The 24,886-nt window shown below is 44.7% G+C and carries 23 protein-coding genes; 3 read left to right on the forward strand and 20 right to left on the reverse strand.

Annotated features, from left to right (window positions below):
• Window positions 1-3 precede the first annotated feature (3 nt).
• Both BBH88_RS11045 and BBH88_RS11050 read right to left on the reverse strand, forming a co-directional pair.
• Complete coding sequence (locus BBH88_RS11045; protein WP_006829900.1) at window positions 4-2,274, reverse strand: DEAD/DEAH box helicase; 2,271 nt, start codon at window positions 2,272-2,274, stop codon at window positions 4-6.
• The gene (locus BBH88_RS11050) at window positions 2,267-2,635 is read right to left on the reverse strand and encodes a YppE family protein (protein WP_006829899.1); all 369 of its coding nucleotides are present in this window, start codon (window positions 2,633-2,635) and stop codon (window positions 2,267-2,269) included. The genes BBH88_RS11045 and BBH88_RS11050 overlap by 8 nt, the downstream gene beginning before the upstream one ends.
• Window positions 2,636-3,075: 440 nt before the next feature.
• Here BBH88_RS11050 and recU point away from each other — a divergent pair, with 440 nt between their 5' ends.
• Window positions 3,076-3,687 (forward strand): Holliday junction resolvase RecU, encoded by a 612-nt coding sequence (gene recU / locus BBH88_RS11055; protein WP_065536793.1) that lies wholly within the window; start codon window positions 3,076-3,078, stop codon window positions 3,685-3,687.
• A gap of 34 nt (window positions 3,688-3,721) precedes the next feature.
• A complete protein-coding gene (locus tag BBH88_RS11060) occupies window positions 3,722-6,442 on the forward strand; it encodes a PBP1A family penicillin-binding protein (RefSeq protein WP_006829897.1) in 2,721 nt (906 codons plus the stop codon).
• Between the two features lie 47 nt (window positions 6,443-6,489).
• Here the strand turns inward: BBH88_RS11060 and BBH88_RS11065 are convergent, their stop codons facing one another.
• The 17 genes from BBH88_RS11065 to BBH88_RS11150 form a co-directional block, all read right to left on the reverse strand.
• On the reverse strand, window positions 6,490-6,828 hold the full coding sequence (locus tag BBH88_RS11065; RefSeq protein ID WP_006829896.1) for a YpoC family protein: 339 nt from the start codon (window positions 6,826-6,828) through the stop codon (window positions 6,490-6,492).
• Window positions 6,803-7,483, reverse strand: a complete 681-nt coding sequence (gene nth / locus BBH88_RS11070; RefSeq protein ID WP_006829895.1) for an endonuclease III — start codon at window positions 7,481-7,483, stop codon at window positions 6,803-6,805. Before nth ends, BBH88_RS11065 begins: the two co-directional genes overlap by 26 nt.
• A gap of 12 nt (window positions 7,484-7,495) precedes the next feature.
• On the reverse strand, window positions 7,496-8,197 hold the full coding sequence (locus tag BBH88_RS11075; protein ID WP_006829894.1) for a DnaD domain-containing protein: 702 nt from the start codon (window positions 8,195-8,197) through the stop codon (window positions 7,496-7,498).
• Window positions 8,198-8,225: 28 nt separating this feature from the next.
• A complete protein-coding gene (gene asnS / locus BBH88_RS11080; RefSeq protein ID WP_006829893.1) occupies window positions 8,226-9,521 on the reverse strand; it encodes an asparagine--tRNA ligase in 1,296 nt (431 codons plus the stop codon).
• Between the two features lie 31 nt (window positions 9,522-9,552).
• On the reverse strand, window positions 9,553-10,743 hold the full coding sequence (locus BBH88_RS11085; RefSeq protein ID WP_065536792.1) for a pyridoxal phosphate-dependent aminotransferase: 1,191 nt from the start codon (window positions 10,741-10,743) through the stop codon (window positions 9,553-9,555).
• 15 nt (window positions 10,744-10,758) lie between these two features.
• Window positions 10,759-11,235, reverse strand: coding sequence for a cell wall elongation regulator TseB-like domain-containing protein (locus BBH88_RS11090; RefSeq protein WP_006829891.1), 477 nt, complete (start codon window positions 11,233-11,235; stop codon window positions 10,759-10,761).
• 8 nt (window positions 11,236-11,243) lie between these two features.
• Complete coding sequence (locus tag BBH88_RS11095) at window positions 11,244-11,414, reverse strand: YpmA family protein (protein ID WP_006829890.1); 171 nt, start codon at window positions 11,412-11,414, stop codon at window positions 11,244-11,246.
• A gap of 24 nt (window positions 11,415-11,438) precedes the next feature.
• Window positions 11,439-14,201 carry an ATP-dependent DNA helicase DinG gene (gene dinG, locus BBH88_RS11100; protein WP_006829889.1) on the reverse strand — a complete coding sequence of 921 codons (2,763 nt, stop codon included), beginning with the start codon at window positions 14,199-14,201 and terminating at the stop codon, window positions 11,439-11,441.
• A gap of 144 nt (window positions 14,202-14,345) precedes the next feature.
• Window positions 14,346-14,729 (reverse strand): aspartate 1-decarboxylase, encoded by a 384-nt coding sequence (panD, locus tag BBH88_RS11105; RefSeq protein ID WP_006829888.1) that lies wholly within the window; start codon window positions 14,727-14,729, stop codon window positions 14,346-14,348.
• Between the two features lie 3 nt (window positions 14,730-14,732).
• Window positions 14,733-15,569, reverse strand: a complete 837-nt coding sequence (gene panC / locus BBH88_RS11110; protein ID WP_065536791.1) for a pantoate--beta-alanine ligase — start codon at window positions 15,567-15,569, stop codon at window positions 14,733-14,735.
• An 887-nt stretch (window positions 15,570-16,456) separates the two neighbouring features.
• The gene (locus BBH88_RS11120) at window positions 16,457-17,833 is read right to left on the reverse strand and encodes an IS4 family transposase (RefSeq protein ID WP_065536789.1); all 1,377 of its coding nucleotides are present in this window, start codon (window positions 17,831-17,833) and stop codon (window positions 16,457-16,459) included.
• A 494-nt stretch (window positions 17,834-18,327) separates the two neighbouring features.
• Entirely contained in the window at window positions 18,328-19,311 is a 984-nt protein-coding gene (locus tag BBH88_RS11125; RefSeq protein WP_065536788.1) for a biotin--[acetyl-CoA-carboxylase] ligase, read from the reverse strand.
• The gene (locus tag BBH88_RS11130) at window positions 19,289-20,422 is read right to left on the reverse strand and encodes a CCA tRNA nucleotidyltransferase (protein ID WP_065536787.1); all 1,134 of its coding nucleotides are present in this window, start codon (window positions 20,420-20,422) and stop codon (window positions 19,289-19,291) included. Before BBH88_RS11130 ends, BBH88_RS11125 begins: the two co-directional genes overlap by 23 nt.
• A complete protein-coding gene (bshA, locus tag BBH88_RS11135; protein ID WP_040852325.1) occupies window positions 20,419-21,561 on the reverse strand; it encodes an N-acetyl-alpha-D-glucosaminyl L-malate synthase BshA in 1,143 nt (380 codons plus the stop codon). Before bshA ends, BBH88_RS11130 begins: the two co-directional genes overlap by 4 nt.
• Window positions 21,562-21,572: 11 nt before the next feature.
• Entirely contained in the window at window positions 21,573-21,977 is a 405-nt protein-coding gene (gene mgsA / locus BBH88_RS11140) for a methylglyoxal synthase (protein ID WP_006829882.1), read from the reverse strand.
• Between the two features lie 13 nt (window positions 21,978-21,990).
• Window positions 21,991-22,791 carry a 4-hydroxy-tetrahydrodipicolinate reductase gene (gene dapB / locus BBH88_RS11145; RefSeq protein WP_006829881.1) on the reverse strand — a complete coding sequence of 267 codons (801 nt, stop codon included), beginning with the start codon at window positions 22,789-22,791 and terminating at the stop codon, window positions 21,991-21,993.
• Complete coding sequence (locus tag BBH88_RS11150) at window positions 22,788-23,126, reverse strand: nucleotide pyrophosphohydrolase (RefSeq protein WP_006829880.1); 339 nt, start codon at window positions 23,124-23,126, stop codon at window positions 22,788-22,790. Before BBH88_RS11150 ends, dapB begins: the two co-directional genes overlap by 4 nt.
• A 107-nt stretch (window positions 23,127-23,233) precedes the next feature.
• Between BBH88_RS11150 and BBH88_RS11155 the strand changes: the two genes are divergently transcribed.
• The gene (locus BBH88_RS11155; RefSeq protein WP_006829879.1) at window positions 23,234-24,100 is read left to right on the forward strand and encodes a YitT family protein; all 867 of its coding nucleotides are present in this window, start codon (window positions 23,234-23,236) and stop codon (window positions 24,098-24,100) included.
• 99 nt (window positions 24,101-24,199) lie between these two features.
• Here BBH88_RS11155 and BBH88_RS11160 read toward each other — a convergent pair whose 3' ends face one another.
• Window positions 24,200-24,883, reverse strand: a complete 684-nt coding sequence (locus BBH88_RS11160) for a zinc metallopeptidase (protein WP_006829878.1) — start codon at window positions 24,881-24,883, stop codon at window positions 24,200-24,202.
• Between the last annotated feature and the right edge of the window lie 3 nt (window positions 24,884-24,886).

Consider the following 24,886-nt stretch of genomic DNA (forward strand, 5'->3'; position numbering starts at 1 on the left):
TCTTCACTCCTCTTTACGAAGCTCATCCAACATCCGAATAACATGGCTCTTCATGCTGACAGCGGCATCTTGTGCACCAATACATGATGGGCACCCGTCAAGGCACGGACACTCGGAGACGTGTTGCTGCGCTTTATCAAGCAAAGGCTGCCATAGGTCGTAGATCCGTTCGCTGATGCCAATGCCACCTGGGTAAGAATCGTGTATGAAAAAAGACGGCATGTCGTTGTGTGGAGATTTCACTTGAGGCACGACATGGACATCCCGACGGTCACATTGAACGAATATTGGAATGAATGACTCGATAGCATAGGCTGCCCCGGTCATTGTGTCTGACAATTCCGCCTCCGAAAAATCTTCTGGTTTCGTAAAACTCAACCAAGTGGACGAAGTATGAAGCTCTTCTGCTGGCAGCGAAATCGGACCAGAGCCGATATTGTCATGCGAATCAAAACGGATTTTCTTGAATATAGTTGGCATCGCGAGGACAGCGATATCGCCATAGAAAACTTCCGAGCCGTTCATTTTCTTGTCTTTGTCTTCACTCATCACTTTTAATTCCACCGCTAGATTGGCATCCGTGAAATAATCAACATCGACTTCTCTGACATAAGCTTTCTTTTCTTCCCAGTCTAGAATTTCTACTTGAAACTGTGTGCCCTGATGCAGGTAAATTGCTTCTTCGTGCAATAAGGTCATGGCACTAAAGCGGTCCATTTCTCCAATTACGCGCGTATCCGCAGGAACAGACTGGTCGATGATTACGACATTTTCTTGTGAAGCGGAGCGCAGAGATATATCGTGTGCCGGAAAACGGTCGCTCATCCAATGCCAACGATCTGACGTGCGAACGAGTACGCCTTCTTCCTGAAGATACTCAAGCAGTTCCTGGACTTCAAATTCCCCGTATTGATCATCAATCCGAAATGGCAGTTCAAAAGAAGCACATTTTAAGTGGTCCATCAGAATGATGATGTTTTCCGGATGGATGCGCGCTTCTTCTGGCGACTGGTCCAGCAAATATTCCGGATGATTGATAATGTATTGGTCGAGCGCAGTGGATTGGGCCACATAAATAACCAAGGATTCATCCTGACGTCGCCCTGCACGTCCTGCCTGTTGCCAGGCGCTAGCAATATTACCGGGATACCCCGTCATGATGCACGCCTGAAGTTGGCCGATATCAACACCAAGTTCCAGGGCATTAGTGGACACCACGCATTTGATCGAGCCGTCGCGCAATCCTTTTTCGATAGCTCGCCGCTCTGTCGGCAAATAACCTCCGCGATAACCTTTGATCGAGTCATCTTGCAGCTTCATCTTGGTGATCGCCTGCAAATAGGTCACCAACATTTCGACACGGACACGGCTTTTGGCAAACACGATTGTCTGGATGCCGTTTTTTATCAAGTGAGTGGCAAGGTCGCGGACTTCCAGTACGGCGCTTCTGCGGACGCCGAAAGTCGGATGGATAATCGGCGGATTGTAAAAAACGATATGCTTTTTGCCGGAAGGTGCACCATTTTGATCAATTAGCTTATGTGAACTGTTCGTCAGATTTTCTGCTAGCTCTTTAGGATTGGCAATCGTAGCGGATGTGCAAATAAAGACCGGATTGCTTCCATAAAACTTACAAATTCGTTTCAGCCTGCGAATGACATGCGCTACATGTGTACCAAATATCCCTTTATAAGTATGCAGTTCATCGATGACAATGTAATGAAGGTTCTCAAAAAGTGAGACCCATTTTGTATGATGCGGCAAGATGGCGGAATGCAGCATGTCCGGGTTGGTCATGACAATCTGTCCCGCTTTGCGTACCTTTGTACGTATTGCGGGTGAAGTGTCCCCGTCGTAAGTATATGACAAAATGGCTTCTTCCGTTTTTTCAATCAAATCATGCAAATCGCTTTTCTGATCTTGCGCTAATGCTTTTGTTGGAAATAAGTACAAGGCACGTGCACCGGGATCATTTAAAATCTTGTGCAACACTGGCAAGTGATAGCAATAAGACTTGCCCGATGCTGTCGGCGTAACTGCCGTAAAGGAATTTCCAGCTGTCGCCAAATCGAACGCTTCGCGCTGATGGGTATACACTTGCTCAATACCTTTTTTTCGTAAAGCTGCCTTTAGGCTGCTGTGCATTTCCGGAGGAAACTCGGCATATTGTGCAGATTTTTCTTGTCTCGTGTGCCAATGAACGATCCGTTCCATCATGTCCGGTTCTGTTTTCCATTCTTCCATTAATGCTGGCAAAGTTTTTCGCTTAATCATGCTTGGCACTCTTTTCGTCTATGGCCAGTATAAAAGTCTGGAGCGTGTACTGTGCCGCCTGTATTGTCTGAATAAAGCGTTTCTTGCTGGTCTCTTTATAGAAGCTCTGAACAAAAAACTGAGTCATGCCTTCCGCCGCTGTGTCGATTGTTGGCTTGTGGGCATACTTCGGCCGTTCCTGCTGAATATACAGCAGCGATTCCTTTTGCCATTCATTTATTTTGCTGTGCCAGTAATCTGCATATGGTTTAACATCTTCATAAAAATCCGGGACCGCGTCCGTTTCACGCATTTCATAAAACCGGTCCAGGCATTTTCCACATTCGTCGTATAATGCAGAAGAGAGTTCTCTAACTGTCATTTTGCAACCCCTCCATTGTCATTAGTTTATCATATTCAACAAAACGACACGACTTTTATCGAACAGACATTCCTTCCAGTTGGAACAAGAGGAGAAATCCGCTATCATTAGAGAATGTATAGAAAATGAATCAAAAGAGCATTTCCTAAAAGCCGCTGAGATATGCTGTGGATTAAAAGCAAGCCAATGGTTTACTGTTTTTCAAAGAATAGTATACAGCGTAAGCAATACGACGATCGAACTCACGCTAGCAGCATTGTGAATGACAAGAACTTACCCACTGCTCTTTATGTCCACACACTGCGGAACTAAATGTACAGAACTGCTTTGAGAAATACCAACAAGCGAGGAGCATTAACTCAACGCAAATTGTTGAAACCTTTCATCATATCAGTCGTCTAAAAGCTTGTGATATGATAAAGTAAGCGAGGTGTATCACAATGGCAATCAATTACCCGAACGGAAAAAAATTCAGTCCTTCAAAAAATCAGCCTGTCAAAGGACAGTCAACTTCAAAAAAAAAGAAGGATTTTTCCTTCAGTAACCGCGGCAAGACATTGGAAGACGAATTGAACGAAACCAATGATTATTACCTTCAGCTGGGATTGGCTGTCATCCACAAGAAGCCGGTACCTCTTCAAATTGTCAAAGTAGAATATCCTTCCAGAAGTGCTGCTGTAATTCGGGAAGCTTATTTCCAGGCCCCATCTACGACAGATTATAACGGCGTTTGGAATGGCCGTTACATCGACTTTGAAGCAAAAGAAACAGAAAGCAAAACCTCATTCCCGCTGAAGAATATTCACGATCATCAGATTCACCACATGTCCCAAGTGGTCAAGCAAAAAGGGATGGCGTTCATGATCATCCGATTTTCTTCTTGCCAGCGGTATTTCATCATGCCTTATGGAGAACTTGAAGTGTTTTGGAACCGAATGATCACAGGCGGAAGAAAGTCGGTTACTTTGCAGGAAATTGAAGAAACTTCATTTGAAATAGCAACTGGAGCATTTCCCCGCATCGATTATTTACCTCTTCTGAGCAAGCTTTAAGCAGCATCATATATACGAAAGTGAGGAACCGATCTTGAGCGATAAGCAAATTTCGCGTGAAGAACGCCGCAAAGCAATTGAACGACAAAAGAAAACCAATAATAAAAAGAAAAAGAAATCTCCTGCAGTAACCTGGATAAAACGCATCGTACTAGCTATTGTGGCCATTGGTATAGCAGGTTTTGTTTTCGGAGCTTCCCTGTTTGTATTTTATGCGAGCAGCGCACCGGAGATTGACGAAGAACTGCTACGTGATCCAATCAGTCCAACTTTCTATGCAGCGGATGGCGAGACGGAAATCCCCTATATCACCGCAGAGAACCGTGAGTATGTAAATTACGAAGACATTCCGAAATCGATGGAAGCTGCTATTTTAGCAACCGAAGATAACCGTTTTTATGAACACTCCGGAATCGATGTTATTCGACTGGGTGGTGCTGTCATCGCTAATATCACAGGTGGCTTCGGCTCTCAAGGAGCGAGTACCATCACCCAGCAGGTCATCAAAAATTCTTTTTTAACTAATGACAAGACCTTAAAAAGAAAAGCTCAGGAAGCATACCTCGCGTTCAAGTTGGAGCAGGAATACGAAAAAGAAGAAATATTCGAAATGTACTTCAATAAAATCTTAATGTCCGGTAATATTTACGGCTTTGGGACAGCCTCAGAATATTTCTATGGCAAACCGTTGAGTGAGCTGACTCTTTCTGAAACAGCCTTGCTTGCAGGAATGCCGCAAAGCCCGAATGGCTACAACCCATTCAAAAATCCTGAACGTGCTGAAGAACGACGCAATGTTGTCTTAAGCCTGATGGATCAGCACGAAAAAATCAGCACAGAAGAAAAAGAGCAAGCACAAGCAGTTCCTGTTGCCGATTCATTAGTGCCTGAAGGCGAACGCCAACAGCAAACACCGAATGTTGAATATACGGTATTCATGGAAATGGTTGAAGACGAACTCGAAGCGTTGGAAGGCGATTACTCGTTGGATGAAGGCTTGACAATCTACACCACATTGGAACCTTATGTCCAAACAAAAGTAAATGAAGCCATGGCTTCTGATTTATTTTTCGATGACACTGTCCAATCTGCTATGACCGTCGTAGACACCAAAACTGGCGGAATTAGCGCGGTTGGTGCGGCACGTGAATATACCGGCGATGTCCGTCATAATTATGCAACAGCTAAAGACCGCGCTGTCGGATCAACCATTAAACCATTATTGGATTATGGACCCGCCATCGAATACTTGGATTGGTCCACTGGCCAGACAGTGGTGGATGAACCATATTCCTATGAAGATAACGACCAGGAAATTCGCAATGTCGATGGGGAATTCCTTGGGACTATGACCATCCGCGAAGCGCTTTATCGGTCACGCAACATTCCTGCTGTTAAGACTCTGCAGGAAGTCGATACAGAAAATGCAGGCGAATTCATGAGCAAGATTGGCCTTAATATGGAAAACATTTATGAATCTACAGCTTTAGGAGCTGCTAATTTTTCTACTGTTGAAATGGCAGGTGCCTATGCGACCTTTGGAAATCAAGGTGAATTTAACAAACCGCATACTATTAAAAAGATTGTTTTTCGAGACGGTTCTACTGAACAAGTTGTAGCACCTGAACCGGTTCAGGCAATGAAGGACAGTACGGCGTTCATGGTCACTGATATGTTAAGAGATGTTGTAGACTTAAATGTCCCTGGCGCTACCGGTAAAGAAGTCGCCATCAATGGACTTGACATGGCTGGAAAAACCGGTACTACCAATTACTCCGCTGAAAAACTTGAAGAATTTGGACTAGACTCGAGCTCTGCGCTAGATGTATGGTTTGCGGGTTATACAACAGACTACTCCATTTCAGTTTGGAGCGGTTACCCTGACCGTAAAACACCAATTGACACAGCATCTAATGAACGTCTGTTATCTCAACGTTTGTTCAAAAATGTCATGTCAGAGATTTCATCTCCTGAAACAGCACGTTTTGAACAGCCAGAGTCCGTAACTGAACAAGTCGTTGAAGTGGGCTCTGAACCATTAAAACTGGCCAGCGCCTTTACGCCATACAGCTTGAGAAGTTCTGAACTGTTTGCACGTGGCACGGAACCGAATTCAGTATCACAACGCTATATTGTAGAAGACTTGGATACACCAACCAGATTGCGCGCAACTGTTGAAGGCGATTCAGCTGAGTTATCCTGGAACTATAGTGATAATGATGTGTCGTTTGAAGTGTCCGTAGAAGTTGATGGATCTCGCACTGTACTTAATACCTCTTCAAGCCAGTCTTATACTTTTAACGGACTGGAAGAAGGAAAGAGCTATACTTTCCGCGTTGTGGCTGTTAACAGCACGCAGCGAAGTGATCCAGCTTCGACTGTAGTAGAAGTTGCTGCAGCTCCCGAGGAACCTGAAGAAGAACCGGCTGAAGAGCCAGTTGAAGAAGAACCGGTTGAAGAAGAACCCGTTGAAGAAGAGCCAGTTGAAGAAGAGCCAGTTGAAGAAGAGCCAGTTGAAGAAGAGCCAGTTGAAGAAGAACCGGTTGAAGAAGAACCCGTTGAAGAAGAGCCAGTTGAAGAAGAACCGGCTGAAGATGCGCCGATTGACGTACCGGAAGATCCAACTGAAGAAGAAGAAAATGTAACCCCTTCTGTCAATAGCAGCGGCAAGTCGAATAGAAATGAAAATGATGATGGTAATAGCAGCAATGACAATGGCCAAAATGGCGATAGCATCAACGAAGATAACAACTAACCCATCAAAAACCCCCAAATGCATAGGCATTCGGGGGTTTTCTCGCTCTATTTGGTTAAACGTTTGAGTTCGATTCGCTTTCTCGCAATGGTTTTTTTCAGTTCCGCGAACAGCTTATCCAACTGACGGTAAGCAGCATACGTACCAGCAGAATCTTCGACAAACGACAGGCGCTCTGAACCATTTAACGGCTCGAATTCTTCATCCTTCAACGCATCGCGACAATGAGCCAATAAGTGAGTATACACTTTAAGACCTTCCTGAATGGCATCTTTCGCCCTTTTATCCCGCTGGCTGTGAAGCTTAGCCAAATCTACCGCAATTCTATCCCATTTCAAAAAATGCGGATCAAGCTGTTCTTTAGTTAACTTCTGTGACAATTTCACGTTTGATGAGTCCTTTTTTCTGTCGCTTCTGCCCTTCCCGGCATCGATCAAACAATGGGCAGATGTGGCATCCAGGTTTCTGTGATTTGCAGTGATAGCGGCCAAAAAAGATGATTTGGTGATGCGTTTTCGACCAGTCGTCTGCCGGTGTTTTTTTCATGATGGTTTCTTCCACTTGAAGCGGATTATCTTTCCATCGATTCAAACCCAGACGTTTAGCGACGCGTTCTACATGGGTATCCACTGCCAGAGCTGGAATTCCAAAAGCCACTGAAACTACTACATTTGCCGTTTTACGTCCAACTCCCGGCAGCGTCATCAGGAGGTCGCGGTCAGCCGGTACGATGCCGCCTTGTTCATCGATCAGGATTCGGCTAAGCGCCTGGATGTTTTTCGCTTTATTGCGAAACAAACCGATTGAGCGAATATCCTGCTGCAATTCCTCCAAAGAAACCGACACATAATCCTCGGGCGTATGGTATTTACGGAATAAATCAGCGGTCACCCTGTTCACCAGCTTGTCTGTACATTGTGCGGATAGGAGCGTCGCAATCAATAAATCAAACGGATTGCGGTGTACCAATTCACAATGAGCGTTGGGAAACATCAAGTCCATCTCTTCGAGACAGACAAGCCATTCTTTTTTAGACATCATCCAATTCACCTTCTAATTGCGGTCTTCCAGCCAATTGTAAAACTGAACTTTTTTCGCAACGTTCTCTGTCGGCTGAATCCGAATATTTTTCTCTCTGAAAGAGCTTGCGTGTTTAGTTACCTGAGTAGAGGTTGTTATGTTCTTCTTTTTCCATTCGAATAGGATCCGATCCACATAACGCAGGCTGATTTTTTGCGAAATAACCGCTTCTTTCAGCGCCATCCGAATTACTTCCGGTGTATGGCCGTCCTGGTCCATCCACATCGAAATAGTCTCAATTTCCATTGGAGATAGGAATCGTCCAAATTCCTGTTCGAACAATTGGAAGATTTCCCCTTCCAACTCCTTTTGGCTGTTTTCCTTCACTTCATGCTGCTCTTTAAATACACAGTCTAACAATCGATCCCATAAAGGCTGAAGCGAAATGATTTCTGTCAGGACATCATTTTCAGTCGTTTGTTCAATGGCTAAATATCCTTGCTGCATCAATTTTTGAAGCATGGTTGTTACACTTTTTTGCGAAGTCATCATGCGTGCACCAATTTCATCAGGCGTTGGAAACTGGTTTCCGGTTTGTTGAAATGCTTGGATGTGCATGAGTAGCATGGCTTCTTCATCTGTAATCTTCAGTTCTTTGTAAAACTGAAAAAAAAGCTGGGAAATGTTAACATTCCCATGCTCGATCCATGTTTGCAGTCGATTAGGTTGTATCATATCCCAACCACCTTTCCATTCATTTTTTTTAAGGGTATAACCTGTTTAATAGACGAGGGAACGGAATTGACTCTCTGACGTGTTCAACGCCACTGATCCATGCGACCGTCCGTTCAAGTCCCAAGCCGAATCCGGAATGTGGAACTGCTCCGTATTTGCTTAGATCTAAATACCAGGCGTAGGCGTCTTCATCTAAACCATGTTCTTGAATCCGTTGTTTCATCAAGTCATAATCATGGATCCGCTCAGATCCACCGATGATTTCTCCGTAGCCTTCGGGTGCGATCATATCTGCACACAGCACGACATCGTCGCGTTCCGGGTGCGGCTGCATATAGAACGGTTTGATGCCGATTGGATAATTAGTGATGAAAATTGGCATATCATAACTTTCTGCCAATGCCGTTTCATGCGGCGCACCAAAATCTTCTCCCCATTTGATATCATTAAAGCCATTTTCATTGAGCCATATAATAGCGTCATCATAGGAAACGCGCGGAAACGGTGCTTTTATTTTTTCAAGTTTCGATACGTCTCTCTCCAAACGCTCCAATTCTAATTTGCAGTTGTTCAATACGGACTGGACAACATGGGAAACATATTGCTCCTGCACTTCTAGGCTTTCTGCATGCTCTACAAATGCCATTTCAGGTTCAATCATCCAAAATTCGATGAGATGGCGGCGTGTTTTGGATTTTTCTGCACGAAAAGTCGGACCGAACGAAAATACTTTTCCGAGCGCCATTGCAGCAGCTTCCATGTAGAGCTGGCCCGACTGCGACAAATATGCGTCTTCTTCAAAATATTTCGTTGCGAACAATTCGGATGTCCCTTCTGGAGACGACCCCGTCAAAATTGGGGGATCTACTTTTACAAATCCATTTTCATTGAAAAACTCATAAGTTGCACGAATGATTTCGTTGCGGATTTTCATGATGGCATGCTGTCTGCGTGAACGCAGCCATAGATGACGGTTATCCATCAGGAATTCCGTGCCATGCTCTTTTGGTGTAATTGGGAAATCCTTTGCTTCTTGGATCACTTCGATGTTTGTTACAGCCAGCTCGTAACCAAATGCAGAACGCTCATCTTCTTTTACTTGTCCTGTTACATAAAGAGAAGTTTCCTGCGTCAACGCTTTCGCTGCTGCAAAAATTTCGTCACCGACTTCAGCTTTTACGACAACGCCCTGTACGAAACCAGAACCGTCGCGCAATTGCAAGAACGCAATTTTTCCACTTGAACGCTTATTGGCGATCCAAGCTCCTAATTTAACTGTTTGTCCATTATATTTAGCCATTTCGGCAATGGTAATTTTTTTCATCCAGCGATAGCCTCCAAAGATTAATGTTGTCTTAGTCTTTCCATTTTGATGACACGAATTGATGGATCCGTTCTACAGCTGTGGTCAACGTTTCAAGCGACGTGGCATAGGACAAGCGGATTGTCGAATGTGCGCCAAATCCTGAACCCGGGATGACCGCTACGTTCGCTTCTGTCAATAAAGCCGTCACGAAATCATCAACTGACGAGTAACCCGTTTTTTCTGCTGCTTCTGAAACATCTGGCAACAGATAAAACGCACCTTGTGGCCGTAGTACTTTGAAACCTGGAATTGCCTGGAGTTTCGGGAAAATAACATCTAAGCGCCCTTCAAATGCCCGACGCATTTCCTCTACTGTGTCCTGTGGCCCGTTATAGGCTTCAATCGCCGCATATTGCGATGTGGTTGTCGGATTCGACGTAGAATGGCTTGCCAAGTCTGTCATAGCTTTGATCAGTTTGGCGTCGCCAGCTGCATAGCCGATACGCCATCCAGTCATCGAGTGGGATTTTGAAACACCATTGATCACAATTGTGCGTTTTTTTGCATCTTCCGAAAGAGTAGCGATTGAAGTATGTTCAACATCCCCATAGATTAATTTTTCATAAATTTCATCCGAGACGACTAAAATATCAAACTCGCGGCTGACCTGCGCCAGTGCCTCCAATTCCTCTTTTGAATAAATCATGCCTGTCGGGTTGCTCGGCGAGTTGATGATGACAGCTTTTGTCCGGTCTGTCACAGCTTCTCTCAATTGCTGAGGCGTGATTTTGTAGTCCTGGCTGGAAGTCGCTTCTATGTATACAGGAACGCCCTGTGCCAGTTTCACCTGTTCCGGATAACTGACCCAATACGGAATCGGGATAATCACTTCATCGCCTTCATTCAACAATACTTGGAATAAGGTATATAGTACATGCTTCGCACCGACGCCGACCATAACCTCATTCGGCTGATAGCTCAACTGCTGATCTCTTTGAAGTTTATGGATGATGGCTTCTTTCAATGCCGGCAGTCCACCTGCTGGCGTATATTTAGTCTTGCCTTCTTTCATTGACTGGTAGGCGGCTTCGAGGATGTTTGCCGGTGTGTTGTAGTCCGGTTCCCCGGCTCCCAAACCGATGACGTCCACTCCTTGTGCTTTCAATTCGTTCGCTTTTGCAGTGATTGCCAAAGTTGTAGAAGGTGTTAAATTTTTTACACGATTTGCTAAATTGATCAAATTTTTTCCACCCTTTCACAAATTCAATATGCGTTTCCACCAAGTACCGTCATTCGCTGACAAATAGACATAATTTAAACTGTCTTCTTTATTTAGAAATGCAATTTCCCATACCGGACCATCACTTTCCAAACCAAGTTTAGTATGAAGAATTTCTTTAACGTCCATTTCAGAAAGAGCAATTTCACGTGCCTGTTGTGCAGTTATTTTGTCTTCCAACGGAGTTGTCTGCATCTCACCGTCACCTTTCGGAACAAAAACTGCAGTTAATTCACCTTTGCTGTTTGTTCCAAGCACTGTTACGGAAGCCGCGGTGTTGGTATAGACGTAAGACCGTTCCACCTCTTCGATCAGCTGCTCGCTTTTCGCACGATCAATTGCTTGGTCTTCGGTTTCCGAGTAAGGTTTATTGCCAACATACAAAACCAGAATAATGATAGCAACTGCCAAAAAAGATAAAAAACCGAGTATGAATGTAATCCATTGTCTCATTTCATCACCTATGTTTTATATATTGTAAAAATCGCTTTTTCAGAATCTTCTTTGTCGAGAGCTAATCCGAACATTAGATTCTTGTCTTTCAACGTACGATTCAAGGCGTCCACCACTTTATATAAATCTTTTTGATACGTAAGTTCCACTGTAGAGATCACTTCAATTTTGGATTCCATGTATGTGCCCACCCTTTCGTTATATCATTGCTTATTATACCAAGCTTCAATATCGGTTACCATCTTTTCTAAAGACACTTTGGATACTTTGACTTTTGGCAAAGCGTTTATAAATTCCTGGCCATATGATTTCGTTTCGATTCTCCGGTCCAGCACGATGAACAGCCCCTTATCATTTTTCGAACGAATCAGCCTGCCAAATCCTTGACGCAATCGAATCACTGCTTCGGGCAAGGCATACTGCAGGAACGGATTGATTCCTTCACGCGAGATAATTTCAGAGCGTGCCTTGAAAATCGGCTCATCCGGTGATGTGAACGGCAAACGCACCACTACCACTGCACGAAGCGCATCTCCTGGTACATCGACACCTTCCCAGAAACTATTGGTGCCAAACAGCACCGATTTTTGAAAACGCTGGAACGATTTTAATAATTTCATTCGGCTGCCCGATGAAATGCCTTGTGCAAACAGCATATAATCATCCAGCAAGCCTGTGTCTTGAATCAAATCCACGGTTTTACGGAGCATATCCTGTGACGTGAACAGGACAAAACAACGGCCTTCTGTCACAATCACGGTCTGAATCACCGCATCCGCAACTGATTCGATGTATTCACGCTGAGAGACATGTTGGATATCTGGCATGTCTTCCACAATATATACATGCGCTCCTTGATAAAAATCCTTTGGTGGCTCGAACTTTAGGATGGGCACACTCTGTGGAATGCCAATTTGGTTGACGATAAAACGGTCATTAGCAGGAACTGTCATCGTTCCTGACAGCCAGATGATCGCTTTGTCTTGACGTGCAGAAGCCACGACTTTGTCGACCAAAGATGCTACAGCAAACGGTCGCTTGTATAAAGATAAACTGGTCGGCAGACTTCTCAAATCCCCTTCAATCCAGCTCACTTCATCTGTCAGCGGAAAGACAAAAATTTCACTGAACTCGACCGCCTTGACCATCATTTCCTCTGTCCAATAGCGCCAATCAGCTATTGTCAGCTGGTCCTGGATGGTTTTTTCCGTTAGCCGCTCAGCTTTTTGCAAAATGAGCTGCGACAGATCGATCCATTCATTCAAATAACGCAACATTTTAAGAAAGCGGTTGTCTTCAAACGACAGCTCGTTTAGGAGCGATGCATTCTTTTTGTGGCGACTCCCTGAAAACTTTGCCGCAAACTCAACTGCCAATAAACTTGAAACTTCATCGAAAAGCGATGTGAATTTTTGAAACAGCGATTCCAGCTTAAGCAATTCAGGAACATTCGAAAAACCGGTTCGGTCAGCTGTCTCAAAAAGAGCTGCAAATAATTGCTGATCATCCAGACTGCCAATCTGACCAAAAATGTATTTCCACTGGGTATAGACAAAGGTTTTTTCGTGCTGGGAGACTGCCGCCTGGACAACTTGATGTGCTTCGTCCCATATATAGGCACCGACATTGGCCAAAATCGATTTCTTACTCAAATGCTGGTTTAGCAAGAAAGCATGGTTGGTGACGATGATATGAGCATGCTGTGCCTGTTTCAGCGCATACTCATAGAAATCAGTTTTCTTTTCCTGCTGAGATAGCTTTCGCATATGGGAACGCCGAATCTTATCTAGCACAAATTGGCCGCCGCTCGATGAATTGATTTCATTTAAATCACCCGTTTTTGTAGCTGCCAACCAGACCAACACTTGCATGATAGTGAAGGTCTCGTCATAGGATTCATCGTCGCCTTGCAGCAATTCGACGAAGCGGGCCAAATCGATGTAATGCGATAAGCCTTTGATCAATGAAATCCGAACCGGCGAACCGATAAAGTCCTCTACCATCCGCCCTTCTTTTAGGACAAGTTGATCCTGCAGATGGGTGGTATAGGTGCTAATCATGACTTGCTTTCCCGTTTCAAGTGCATAGTTGGACGCCGGCAGCAAATAGGCAATTGTTTTGCCCATACCTGTCGAGGCTTCGATGACCAATTCTTTTTTTTGTGTCAAAGCATCTTCAATCGAGGTCATCATGCTAAATTGGCTCGGACGCCTTTCAAAATTGGGGAATACTGCTTCAAGTCCATCCCGCCAATCACGCGGCAGGGATTCAGGCTGTTTTGGATCTGCTGCAAATGAAATTCTTGGTTTGAGTGGAATTCCGTGAAACCGGTCGAACTGATCGGCTCGGACGCTTCTCTTTTTCTGTGTCAATTCAAAGAACAAGCGGGACAGATCTGATTTCAGTTGGAAAGATCGCTTATGAAGAAACGCCAACGTATCATAAGGCAATGACTCCAGGTCAGCTTTAGCACGCAAAAACAACAGCGCAGTCGCCATAGCATCGTCGTCTGCACGGTGAGCACTTTCAAGTGGAATTCCTAATTCTGAGGTAATGTCCTGTAATTTAAAGCTGAATGCCGTCGGATACATCAGCCGAACCAACTCGACCGTATCCATTGTGATTCCCTGCCATTTCGGCAAGCCGCTACGCTTTAACTCTGCCTGTAGAAATGGCAAATCGAAATTGGTATTATGCGCGACAAAAATAGCATCTTGCATTTTTTCGTAAACCGCTTCTGCGTAGAATTCGAAAGCCTCGGCTTCTGCTACATCGTCATCTGTAATGTTCGTTAAGTCTTGTATAAATAATGGGATATTGCGCCCCGGATTGATAAATTTCGTATATGTATCAGTAATTACTTCATTTTCAATCGTTACCATTGCCAGTTGAATAATCCGGTCACCTTTTGCAGGGGAATGGCCCGTTGTTTCAATATCGACAACGACATACTTTTGCATGTTCATCTTAGCCCCTCTTTCTTAGGTGATTGCCTAAAAAAATTGTAACATATCCTACCGCTTTCCGCTTTCAAGATGAAAATTCAATCTTCTTCCTCCACCTTCAGTCAAAAGAAAAACAGCCCCGAAAATTCTCGGAGGCTGTGCTTTTTACATGACGGTCGCTTCAGGTTCGTAATGGATGATTTCTTTGATTTGATTGTTGGCATCCATTATGGCAACAGTGGGCTTATGGTCACGAGCATTTTCATTCATGACATAGGTATACGACAAGATGATGACGATATCCCCTCGTTGGACGAGACGCGCTGCCGCTCCGTTGACGCAGATCACACCGCTGCCGCGTTCTCCTGCGATGATATAGGTTTCGAAACGCGCACCGTTATTATTGTTCACAATATGCACTTTTTCGTTCGCCAGCATTCCCACTGCATCCAGCAGATCTTGATCGATAGTAATGCTTCCTACATAGTTCAGATCAGCTTCGGTCACCGTTGCACGGTGGATTTTTGAATTGAGCATCATTCTAAGCATGGGTCAGTTCTCCTTTGAGTTGAAAATAATATTATCGATCAAACGCGCTTTTTCAAACTGTACGGCCAGAGCCAAAATGGCATCACTTTGGATATCAGTCGTCAATGTTGGATAATCCAGAAGCTCAATGTAATCGATCTTTCCGGATGTCTGTTCACTCAAGTAGGCAGTCATAGATTCGATTGGCTCTCGTCCCTGCAAAACTAAGTTTTTGCCCATTTCCAATGCTTTTTTCAAATGAGCTGCTTCGTTACGTTCAGTTTCACTCAGATAAACATTGCGGGAGCTTTTCGCTAAACCATCCTCTTCCCGGATGGTCTCACCTCTACGTATCGTCATCGGGAAATTAAAATCTGCCACTAAGGACTCGATGATTGCCAATTGCTGTGCATCCTTCTGACCAAAATAAGCCAAATCTGCTTCTGTTAAATGAAATAGCTTGGTAACCACTTTCAATACCCCATCAAAATGGCCCGGTCTCTTCGCCCCGCAAAGTACGTTGGCTTGCGCACCAGCTGTTATTTTGATTTGGCTTTCACGCGGATACATTTCTTCAACACTTGGCACAAAAACAGCATCGGTTCCTGCCTCTTTGGCAAGTTTTCGATCGCGTTCTAGGTCTCTTGGATAACGATCAAAATCCTCACTCGGACCGAATTGAGCCGGATTGACGAAAATGCTCATAACCACTTTGTTGTTTTCCGCTTTCGCTTTTTCCACAAGAGACAGATGCCCCTCGTGTAAAAACCCCATAGTCGGCACAAGACCAATGGTATGGCCTGCTCTTTTGGTTTCTTGAACCCAATTTTTAAGTTCATCCACCGTCTGTAAAATCAACATTTTTTCTCTCCTCTCAGGAAGAAAACCATATAAAAAGCCCTTCCGTCGAAAAAAAGACAGAAGGACAGTAAATGTGCGTTTGGTTTCCTCCGTCCCTGTCGTGTAAGTGATCAAGGCAGAACTGATTGCTATGAATTTTGGGTCTGTTGCAGTTGTTCGGTGCAGTTCGAAAGCGATACCGCCCATTAAAAACACTATACCAGAAATTCAGAAAAAAACATATTTCATGCTTGGCTTGTAGACAAAAGAATATTCATGATAGTTAAGGAATGAATCCTCATTTTATCGTGTTTTATACTGGATCCTGCGCTCCAAGCGGACGCTTTGGGCCCACAGGATGTGGGCCTGGCGCACAGGATGTGGGCCTGGCGCACAGAACGTCGCGCCAGTTGCCAAGGACGTCGCCCCAGCCTCCTCGTTGCAAGCTCCTGCGGGGTCTCTTGGATGTCGCTTCACTGCTCCAGCAGCAAAGTCATTGAACGAAAGGAGTTCGGACAATGGCTTTGCGACGAAGCGATGCAGGAGTACATCTTTGCCCTTCGCCGCCTTGCGCTCCGGATCCTTGAGTGACGTGATTACCAGGCTTATGGAGGTTATTTTTAGTGGGAAATGGACTAGCAGGCTGCTCTCTTTGATTAGAGCCGCATGCTCCCAACCGGGGGCTTGCCACGAAGACTCCTGTGGAACCAGCGAAAGCTGAAGACCCCGCAGAAGCGTCAGTGACGAGGAGGCTGAAGCTGACATAGCTGTCAACTTAAGAAATGACGTAGAATGTTGGCGATAAAATTGTGTGGGGGAAGGGTTTGAACTTGGAGGATTGCGGAAATGGAGATACCTAAGAACGCCAAATAACCCCCCCTTTTTTAGGAGGCGTTTGTTGGATTGTTCTAAGTGAATTGAAGGCGTTTTAAGGCAGTCCCTTTAGCGGAATTCGGCTTCCGTGCGGTCCTGATGAGTAATTGGGTAATCAAGGGGACAAAGCTTAAAAGCGTCTTCTTTTTTTGTTTGATGGCTTCGTACATTTGCGCCAAAAATTCACAGGCGATACTTCGAATCGCGATGGTTTCACTGATTTCTTTCTCTTCTTCTTCCCAAATCGTATTCCGGATTTGATAAGCAATCAATTGGCTCAAAAGAAAAACGAGTAACGTGGCATAGAAATGGCAGAGCCAACGTTCCTGTTTGACCAATCGGAAATGATCGATTTCCAGATAAGATTTCATCGCTTTGAAATTCAATTCAATTTGCCAACGCAGCCGATACAATTCGACAAGCTGCGAACCTGAAACAGGTTCAGGCAAGTTGGTCATATACCCCGTCATACCGGCTAAATCGTGGACCAGTTGCTTGGGCTTTTTCCCCGTTTTTGATGCCCGTCGCTGAAGCTTTTGCAGGCGTTTTTGTTTCTGTTCGTCGCTTTGGGAGAACAGCACACACCGTGCCGGAAAATGAGCATCTCGACCAAAGTAGACTTGTTCAAGTTCCAAGGTTTCCCCCGGCGCCATTTTCTCGCAGAGCTGAACGAGCTCAATGCGCTGATACTCGCTACTCTTAACGACGGATCCATCCGGATGATGATCAGGAAACGAATTTTGATAGGCCAAATAAGCATCGTTCCGAAACTTCGTGAGGAAGTAGTTGTTTTTTTCATGAATCCGTTCGAACACCTGAAAATGAAAATAGCCGAGATCTTGTAGGCACAACTCTTGTTCATCAAGAAACGGCACCCGTTTCGCTCCCATGACGGTGTCGTTGACGTTTTCAAGATCGACGCGCAAAAAGGTAAGCCGTCCTGTCAATACATCAAATTCGTGTTGGATTTTCACTGAAGTCTGGCGTGTTTTTTTGGCGCGGGCTTTCAGGGAATTGGGCACATGGATGTGCGTCACATCTAAGACCCGTAAGCTGGTGAAAGGACAGTCCGTTGCGAACGCATGCTTAGCGAGTAGAAGCTGTTGCTGAATCAAGAACAGTTCTTCTACTAATCGCTGAAGAAAGTGGACAGCTTTTCCGGTGAATTTCTGATCCACTGCCGTACGGCTGATCGCGATTTCCTGTTTGGAAAGGAGCTTGGTGCTGAGTTCTTGCAAGCTAGGGTCGATCAAATTCCCATGAACCTGAAAAAGCAACGACAGAAAATCGCTGGCGGTCCATTTTCTTTTCCGTTGGATGAACCCCGTTTCTTTGGCGAGGGCATCCACCTTTTCCGGTTCAAGAAATGCAAATAACGGGTTGAGGTAGTTGGGAGTGACTTGAGCTACCATAGAAAAAACTCCTCTCATTGATGGGTAGTCTTCCATACCATCTTTCGAGAGAAGTTACTCCTTTTTCTTAAGTTGACAGCTATGGGCTGAAGCTGAGCTCACGGAAAGCGAAGTGGCCGGACCGGTTGGGGTTATACAGCGCTTTTCATTTTGGTTAGACTTTGTCTACAGTCTGAGCATACTCTATGCTTTTGGAGTGTTGAATAAGTTAATAGCTCACTTTTTTACAAAAAACGAGTACTTTTCCCATATCAAAAAAGTGAACTGTTTAAGTATTTGGAGAAGCATTCGCTCGACTCCTGTGGGAGCAGCGAAGCGACGGGTTTGAGAGACCCTGCAGGCCGCAAAGCGATCGGTAAACTTCGGAAAATACCATGAACGATACTTTCTCGAAAACCCGAAGTATATTCTACGCTTAGTGAATAGATAATCTAAAGATACTCCACAAGTTACTATTGAAAAACCGACGCAACTCTTTACTGCGTCTTCGTATGTTAGTTAGTCATTTCGATGTCAGCCGAATAAATACCGTGAAGTTTGCCGTCCGCTGTCCGCAATTGCAGGACACCGTCATCGGTAATTCCTTCTGCAATGCCTTCAAGTGTTTGATTCGTCATCCGTGCCCGAACCGGCTGGCCGATGGTTGTCGAATAGCTTTCCCATAGAATTTTCAGCATGCCGAAGCCTTCTTCAATATACAACTGAGTATAGATTTCCATATAGTACAGCAGAGACTGAACGAGTTTTTGACGGCTTACCGTTTCCCCACTTTCCAGCTTCAGCGAAGTCGCAATTTCTTGGACTTCGGGATCGAAATCTTTTTTTTCCTGATTAACGTTCAGCCCGATACCGATGATCAAAGCCTGTATCCCATCCGCGTCTGACTGCAGCTCCGTCAAAATGCCTGTACATTTTTTGCCGTTCAGCAGAATGTCATTCGGCCATTTGATTTTCGGTTGTAGCCGTGTCACTTCTTCGATGGCTCTAACGACTGCCACAGCCGTTACCAGCGTAAATTGAGGTGCTTTTTGAGGCACGACATCCGGGCGCAGGATGATGCTCATCCAAACGCCTTTTTGCGCTGCAGAATCCCATTTACGGGCCAACCTGCCACGTCCGGCTGTCTGGGTTTCAGTAAGTACCACTGTGCCATCTGGAGCACCTTCCTGCGCTAGTTGATGAGCAATGATCTGAGTTGATGGGCAGCTTTCGACATATTCGATTTTCTGGCCGATTCGTTTGGTTGTCAATCCTGTTTGAATCCCTAACGGCTCTAATGTATCCGGAATGGCAACAATGCGGTAGCCTTTTTTCTTAATCGATTCAATGGTATAGCCCTTTTCCTCTAGCTCTTTAATGTGTTTCCAGATAGCGGTTCTGGAAATGCCGAATTCATCTGCCAATTGCTGGCCGGAAATGGCTTGACTCTGCGATTCGATCAATCGCTTTGCTAACTTATGTGTGACGGCGATATTCATTGACAAACCAGTCCTTTATGAGTTCTTTGTCGTTCCTTAATTCACCGTAAATAACCAGCTTTTCCATTTTTTCAATCCATATTTTCAGCCATGGACCCGGACGATTTTCGCTCCATTGCATCAAATCCCGGCCACTTGCTGCAAGATCTGATTTAGACTGTATGGGTAATTGCTCTTTGGCTACTGCAGGATCCATATTTTTTCCAGTTACGCAGGAAGCCATCTCTAGTTGGTCGATCGAATACTGATAAATCGTCCATTGATCCCAGAACTCAAGCCTAGCCAGTTCCAGGCTTTTTTCAATGAGTCGCTTTTCTTCATTCGAAAACCGGTAATCACTTACTTCCGAAAACGACTTACTTTGCTTATACAGCAGATAGAACCACCCATAGACAGCTTTACCGGTCGGAGTGTACTGCGTCCAGTCTATTTCGAAAAGATAGCCAGCGGGCAGGTATTCAGTTAAAGTGGTATCTCTCAAATAGTCCATACTTTTTCGAGTGAACGGATTGACGAATATCTTATCCATTTCCGACTTTAGCCGTTCGACTGCAATCGATCGGATTAACTGCGCATGACGCCGAATCGAGCTGACGGTTTCCACATCAATTACAAAATGTAGCTGCCCCGAAAAACGCACTGCTCTCAACATGCGCAGCGCATCTTCTTGAAAGCGCTGGTCCGGATCACCGACAGCTCGGATGATTTGCTTCTGGAGATCGTCTTTACCTCCGAACGGATCGATAATATCCAGATATTCAGTCATCGCCATCGCATTAATGGTAAAATCACGACGTTTCAGATCTTCTTCAAGCGATTGAACAAACTCCACTGAATCGGGTCTTCGGTTATCAGAATAGCTGCCTTCTGTACGAAAGGTCGTCACTTCAATGCCTTCGCCACCTAGCAACACCAGCACAGTTCCGTGTTCAATACCGGTATCAATGGTGCGCTTGAAATAAGCCTTGACTTGCTCGGGTGAAGCCGATGAAGCAACATCGATATCGTGTGGCGTTTTGCCGAGCAGGAAATCGCGCACAGCTCCCCCGACCATATAGGCTTGGAAGCCGGCTTCTTTTAATGTTCCAATTACTTTGATTGCCGTTTTCATTGTTTTTCATCCCTGTTCAGCAATTGTTCATACAAGCCTTCGTATTGTTCCAAAATTTTAGAGGAATGAAAACGATCGGACACTGTTTTTAATGCTCCTTGTCGCAGTTTCTGCAGTTGTGCTCTATTACTCAACATTTCGACCGCGTACTTAGCAGCCTGCTGCGTATCACCCAATTCAACAAGATAGCCGTTGACGTCCGGCTCAATAATTTCGGGCATGCCTCCGATATTGGTGCCGATCACCGGAACGCCGCATGCCATGGCTTCCAGAAGCACCAGGCCGAACGCTTCTTTTTCAGACATCAGCAGTTTGATGTCGCTGATATTGTAAAACTCGGCCACGCCATCTCGCTTACCAAGAAATCGCACATGATCATTCAATCCAAGATCTCGCACCTGCTGGATGATCCGTCCCATTTCAGGTCCGTCCCCCACCAATAATAATTTGCAGTTTATCTGCTGATGGGCTAACGAAAAAGTTTCCACGACATCCTGGACACGTTTGACGTTGCGGAAATTCGAAACGTGGATCATGACTTTCTCATCAGCGTCGATGCCTAACTCTAATTTTAGCTTTGTTGAATCCTGAGGAGAATACTCCCTTTCATCAACAAAGTTGTATACAGTTTCAATCATTTTGTCAGGGTTGATGAGTTCATAGGTCTGGTCTCTCAATGAATCAGACACTGCTGTAACAATATCTGATTTTTCGATACCATAGCGGATAGCTTCCTTCAATGAAGAATCAGATCCCAATACAGTAATGTCTGTGCCGTGTAAAGTTGTCACAATGCCGATATTCGAGTCTGCCATATCCCGTCCAAGAATAGCACAGACGGCATGGGGAATTGCATAATGAACGTGCAGAAGATCCAATTCCTCATTTTTGATTACTTCAGAAATTTTTGTTGCTAAGGCAATATCATACGGAGCATATTGGAATACCGAATACGTATTGACATCCACCTGGTGGCTAAAAATATTGGCATAAGTTCTGCTCAAGCGGAAGGGGGTGCTGGACGTGATAAAATGCACTTCATGTCCTTTTTCTGCCAGCATTTTCCCTAATTCAGTGGCAATGACACCTGACCCCCCAACTGTTGGATAGCAGGTGATCCCGATTTTCATTTTTTGCACAGTATTCTCTCCTATCCTCTTCGTTCTCCGAGCAAACGCCAATCGATAAAGCCATGTTCCAATCCTTTGAGCAAGACTTCGGCGGTTCCCATATTAGTAGCCAACGGGATGCTATAGACATCACACAAGCGAATCAATGCTGTTACATCAGGTTCATGCGGCTGTGCAGTCAACGGATCGCGGAAGAAAATAACCATATCCATTTCATTCTGAGCGATCATCGCACCGATTTGCTGGTCGCCTCCAAGCGGTCCGGATTGGAAACGAATGACCTTAAGATCGGTTCCATCAATTATCCGTTGACCCGTCGTTCCTGTTGCATACAGCGTATGTTGAGACAAAATCTGTTCATAAGCCGTGGTGAACTGAATCAGGTCGTCTTTTTTCCGGTCGTGGGCAATCAAAGCGATTTTCATGTCATCTTCCCCTTTAATCGATTATATGTTCCAACCCATAAATCAGTTCTTCTTTTTCCATTACGGTCTTGATGGATAAAACGACACCTGACATAAACGAACCCCGGTTAAAGGAATCGTGGCGAAGCGTTAGCAATTGGCCCTCGCCGCCAAGCAGAACCTGCTGGTGGGCCACCAGTCCAGGCAACCGGACACTATGAATGCGCATACCGTCATAATTGGCACCTCGAGCACCCGCAATGGTTTCTTTTTCACGAACCTGTCCTTGTTCGTGAATCGGACGTTCCTGTGAAATCAAATGAGCTGTCTTCATCGCTGTTCCAGAAGGCGCATCCAGCTTTTGATCATGATGCATCTCGATAATTTCGATATCCGGTAAATATTTAGCCGCTTGTTCAGCAAACTTCATCATCAGTACGGCTCCGATGGCAAAATTTGGTGCAATGATGCAGCCGATTTTAGTTTCTTTTGAAAGATCCTTTAGTTCTTTCAGTTGTTCATCCGAAAAGCCGGTTGTTCCGACAACCGGCCGTATGTTTAATTCCAATGCTTGTTTCGTATGCTCGTAGACAAATTCCGGCGTGGTTAAATCCACTAGAACATCCGGTTTAGTTTCTAAGTAGAGTCTCTTCAGGTCGATAAAAATTGGTGCAGTATAAGTAGAAGGGAATAAATTCGTTTCAGACAAGGTCTTTCCGACTTCTTTATAGTCCAGAACAGAAACCAGTTCCATTTCCGGATTGTTCATAACTGTATGTACGGCTTCTTTGCCCATCTTCCCTCTTGCCCCTGCAATTGCCACGCGAATTGTCATTGGTCTATTTCCTTTCTGGTCCAACGGTCTTTGTCTCTATTGGTAAATTTATCTATCACAAGGTCATGGGCATGCGCCAAATCGATATCCATAGAATTTGCCATACAAATTAAAACGAACAAGACGTCACCCATTTCTTCTTCGATACTGTTTTTAACTTCGGAACTTTTCTTTTTCTTGGGTCCGTATTCATGCATTACTTCTCTGGAGAGTTCGCCCAATTCTTCTGTCATGCGAGCCATCATTTCCATCGGCTGAAAATAGCCTTCTTTGAACTGTCCTATATATTCATCAACGTCCTGCTGCAGCTGTTTCATGGTTTTCTCTCCGCCCATTTCATCACACTCCTCAGTCAATCGTAAAGAAAACTGGTGATGTTGTCAAAACACATAATTTGAACGATAATACAGAAGTTGATATTTAAGAAAGGAGCTTGATTTAATTGAAAGAATTAAAAATAAAAAACATATTTTTTATTCTGCTAGGTGCTGCCATCTATAGTTTTGGATTTGTTCACTTTAATATCCAGAACGAATTAGGTGAAGGCGGATTCGCCGGAATTACGTTGATATTGTACTTTATATTCCATTGGGACCCGGCGTTGATGAATCTGCTTTTAAACATTCCTTTGTTTTTCATTGGATGGAAACTTCTTGGCAAAAAGGTTTTGCTTTATACCATAATCGGAACGGTAGCGGTTTCCGTATTTTTGAAGATTTTTCTGGTCTACGAAATTCAAATCAACTTGCAGGATGACTTATTCCTGGCGGCCCTATTTGCCGGTGTTTTTGTCGGAGTTGGACTCGGAATTATTTTCCGCTATGGCGGAACAACCGGAGGCGTCGATATTCTTGCACGCCTGGCACAAAAATATATCGGGTGGAGCATGGGGAAAACGATGTTCATGTTTGATGCCGGAGTCATCATGCTTTCTTGGTTAACGTTCCTCGACCATCGTTCGATGATGTATACGCTAGTTGCTGTTTTTGTTGGCGCGCGTGTCATTGACTTTGTACAGGAAGGCGCATATGCAGGACGAGGTGCTTTGATCATTTCGAACTCTCAGGAAGAAATCGCAAGCAGAGTAGCAATCGAGATGGACCGGGGCATCACGATTCTTCGAGGCTATGGCCATTTCACTAAAGAAGAGCGTGAAGTCCTGTACTGTGTCGTAGCCAGAAACGAAATCGTCCGCTTAAAGAACATCATCAATTCTGTCGACCCTCATGCGTTCGTTTCTTTGATGGAAGTCCACGATGTTATGGGTGAAGGATTTACCCTTGATGAAGAAAAGCGGCCGATTGAGTAATTCACGAAAATCCTGGGAACTAAGCGCTGGCGTTTAGACAATAAAACAGAGGTGGAAACGTGAACATAGAAAAAACGGCCCGTTTATCGGGCCGTTTTTTTATGAACGGTTCATACCTGTATAAATCAAAATCAATCGTGCCAGTTCGAGAACCGCGACTGCAGTTGCTGCGACATACGTCATCGCGGCTGCACTTAACACTTTTTTTGCATGGCGTTCTTCTTCGTTTCGGATGATATTATGCGACAGCAATTGGTCCATCGCGCGACTAGAAGCATTAAACTCAACCGGTAATGTCACCAATTGGAAGACCACACCGGCTGCCAACAAGATAATTCCAATCAACAATGCTCCACTCCATGCAGAGAAGAAACCGATCATGATGAAAACCCATGACATATTCGATGAAATATTGACAATCGGCACCAGACGATGGCGAAGGCGCAAAAACGAATAGTCTTCGGCATCTTGAATCGCGTGTCCGACTTCGTGGGCCGCAACTGCAGTTCCAGCGACAGAAGCTTCATGATAATTATGGCTGCTGAGCGCTACCACTTTCGTCATCGGATTGTAGTGATCGCTCAGCATGCCGCGGCTCTCTATTACTTTAACATCCTGAAGGTTGTTAGCGTCCAGAATGGTCCGTGCCACTTGTGCACCAGTATGACCGGATGTTGACCGAACTTTTGAGTATTTCTTGTATGTTCTTTTTAATTTAAATTGCGCCCAAATCGGGATGATCAGCAAAAGGATAAAATAGAAGATATAACCACCTATACCCATCTG

Origin of the sequence: Planococcus antarcticus DSM 14505 (assembly GCF_001687565.2) — a bacterium.
GTDB lineage: Bacteria > Bacillota > Bacilli > Bacillales_A > Planococcaceae > Planococcus > Planococcus antarcticus.

Bases quoted from the DNA above. Each gene is read 5' to 3' on its own strand.
- BBH88_RS11045 (WP_006829900.1), bottom strand. From the start codon at position 2,274: ATGATTAAGCGAAAAACTTTGCCAGCATTAATGGAAGAATGGAAAACA.
- BBH88_RS11050 (WP_006829899.1), bottom strand. From the start codon at position 2,635: ATGACAGTTAGAGAACTCTCTTCTGCATTATACGACGAATGTGGAAAA.
- recU (WP_065536793.1), top strand. From the start codon at position 3,076: ATGGCAATCAATTACCCGAACGGAAAAAAATTCAGTCCTTCAAAAAAT.
- nth (WP_006829895.1), bottom strand. From the start codon at position 7,483: ATGATGTCTAAAAAAGAATGGCTTGTCTGTCTCGAAGAGATGGACTTG.
- BBH88_RS11075 (WP_006829894.1), bottom strand. From the start codon at position 8,197: ATGATACAACCTAATCGACTGCAAACATGGATCGAGCATGGGAATGTT.
- asnS (WP_006829893.1), bottom strand. From the start codon at position 9,521: ATGAAAAAAATTACCATTGCCGAAATGGCTAAATATAATGGACAAACA.
- BBH88_RS11090 (WP_006829891.1), bottom strand. From the start codon at position 11,235: ATGAGACAATGGATTACATTCATACTCGGTTTTTTATCTTTTTTGGCA.
- BBH88_RS11095 (WP_006829890.1), bottom strand. From the start codon at position 11,414: ATGGAATCCAAAATTGAAGTGATCTCTACAGTGGAACTTACGTATCAA.
- dinG (WP_006829889.1), bottom strand. From the start codon at position 14,201: ATGAACATGCAAAAGTATGTCGTTGTCGATATTGAAACAACGGGCCAT.
- panD (WP_006829888.1), bottom strand. From the start codon at position 14,729: ATGCTTAGAATGATGCTCAATTCAAAAATCCACCGTGCAACGGTGACC.
- panC (WP_065536791.1), bottom strand. From the start codon at position 15,569: ATGTTGATTTTACAGACGGTGGATGAACTTAAAAATTGGGTTCAAGAA.
- BBH88_RS11120 (WP_065536789.1), bottom strand. From the start codon at position 17,833: ATGGTAGCTCAAGTCACTCCCAACTACCTCAACCCGTTATTTGCATTT.
- BBH88_RS11125 (WP_065536788.1), bottom strand. From the start codon at position 19,311: ATGAATATCGCCGTCACACATAAGTTAGCAAAGCGATTGATCGAATCG.
- BBH88_RS11130 (WP_065536787.1), bottom strand. From the start codon at position 20,422: ATGAAAACGGCAATCAAAGTAATTGGAACATTAAAAGAAGCCGGCTTC.
- mgsA (WP_006829882.1), bottom strand. From the start codon at position 21,977: ATGAAAATCGCTTTGATTGCCCACGACCGGAAAAAAGACGACCTGATT.
- dapB (WP_006829881.1), bottom strand. From the start codon at position 22,791: ATGACAATTCGCGTGGCAATTGCAGGGGCAAGAGGGAAGATGGGCAAA.
- BBH88_RS11150 (WP_006829880.1), bottom strand. From the start codon at position 23,126: ATGGGCGGAGAGAAAACCATGAAACAGCTGCAGCAGGACGTTGATGAA.
- BBH88_RS11160 (WP_006829878.1), bottom strand. From the start codon at position 24,883: ATGGGTATAGGTGGTTATATCTTCTATTTTATCCTTTTGCTGATCATC.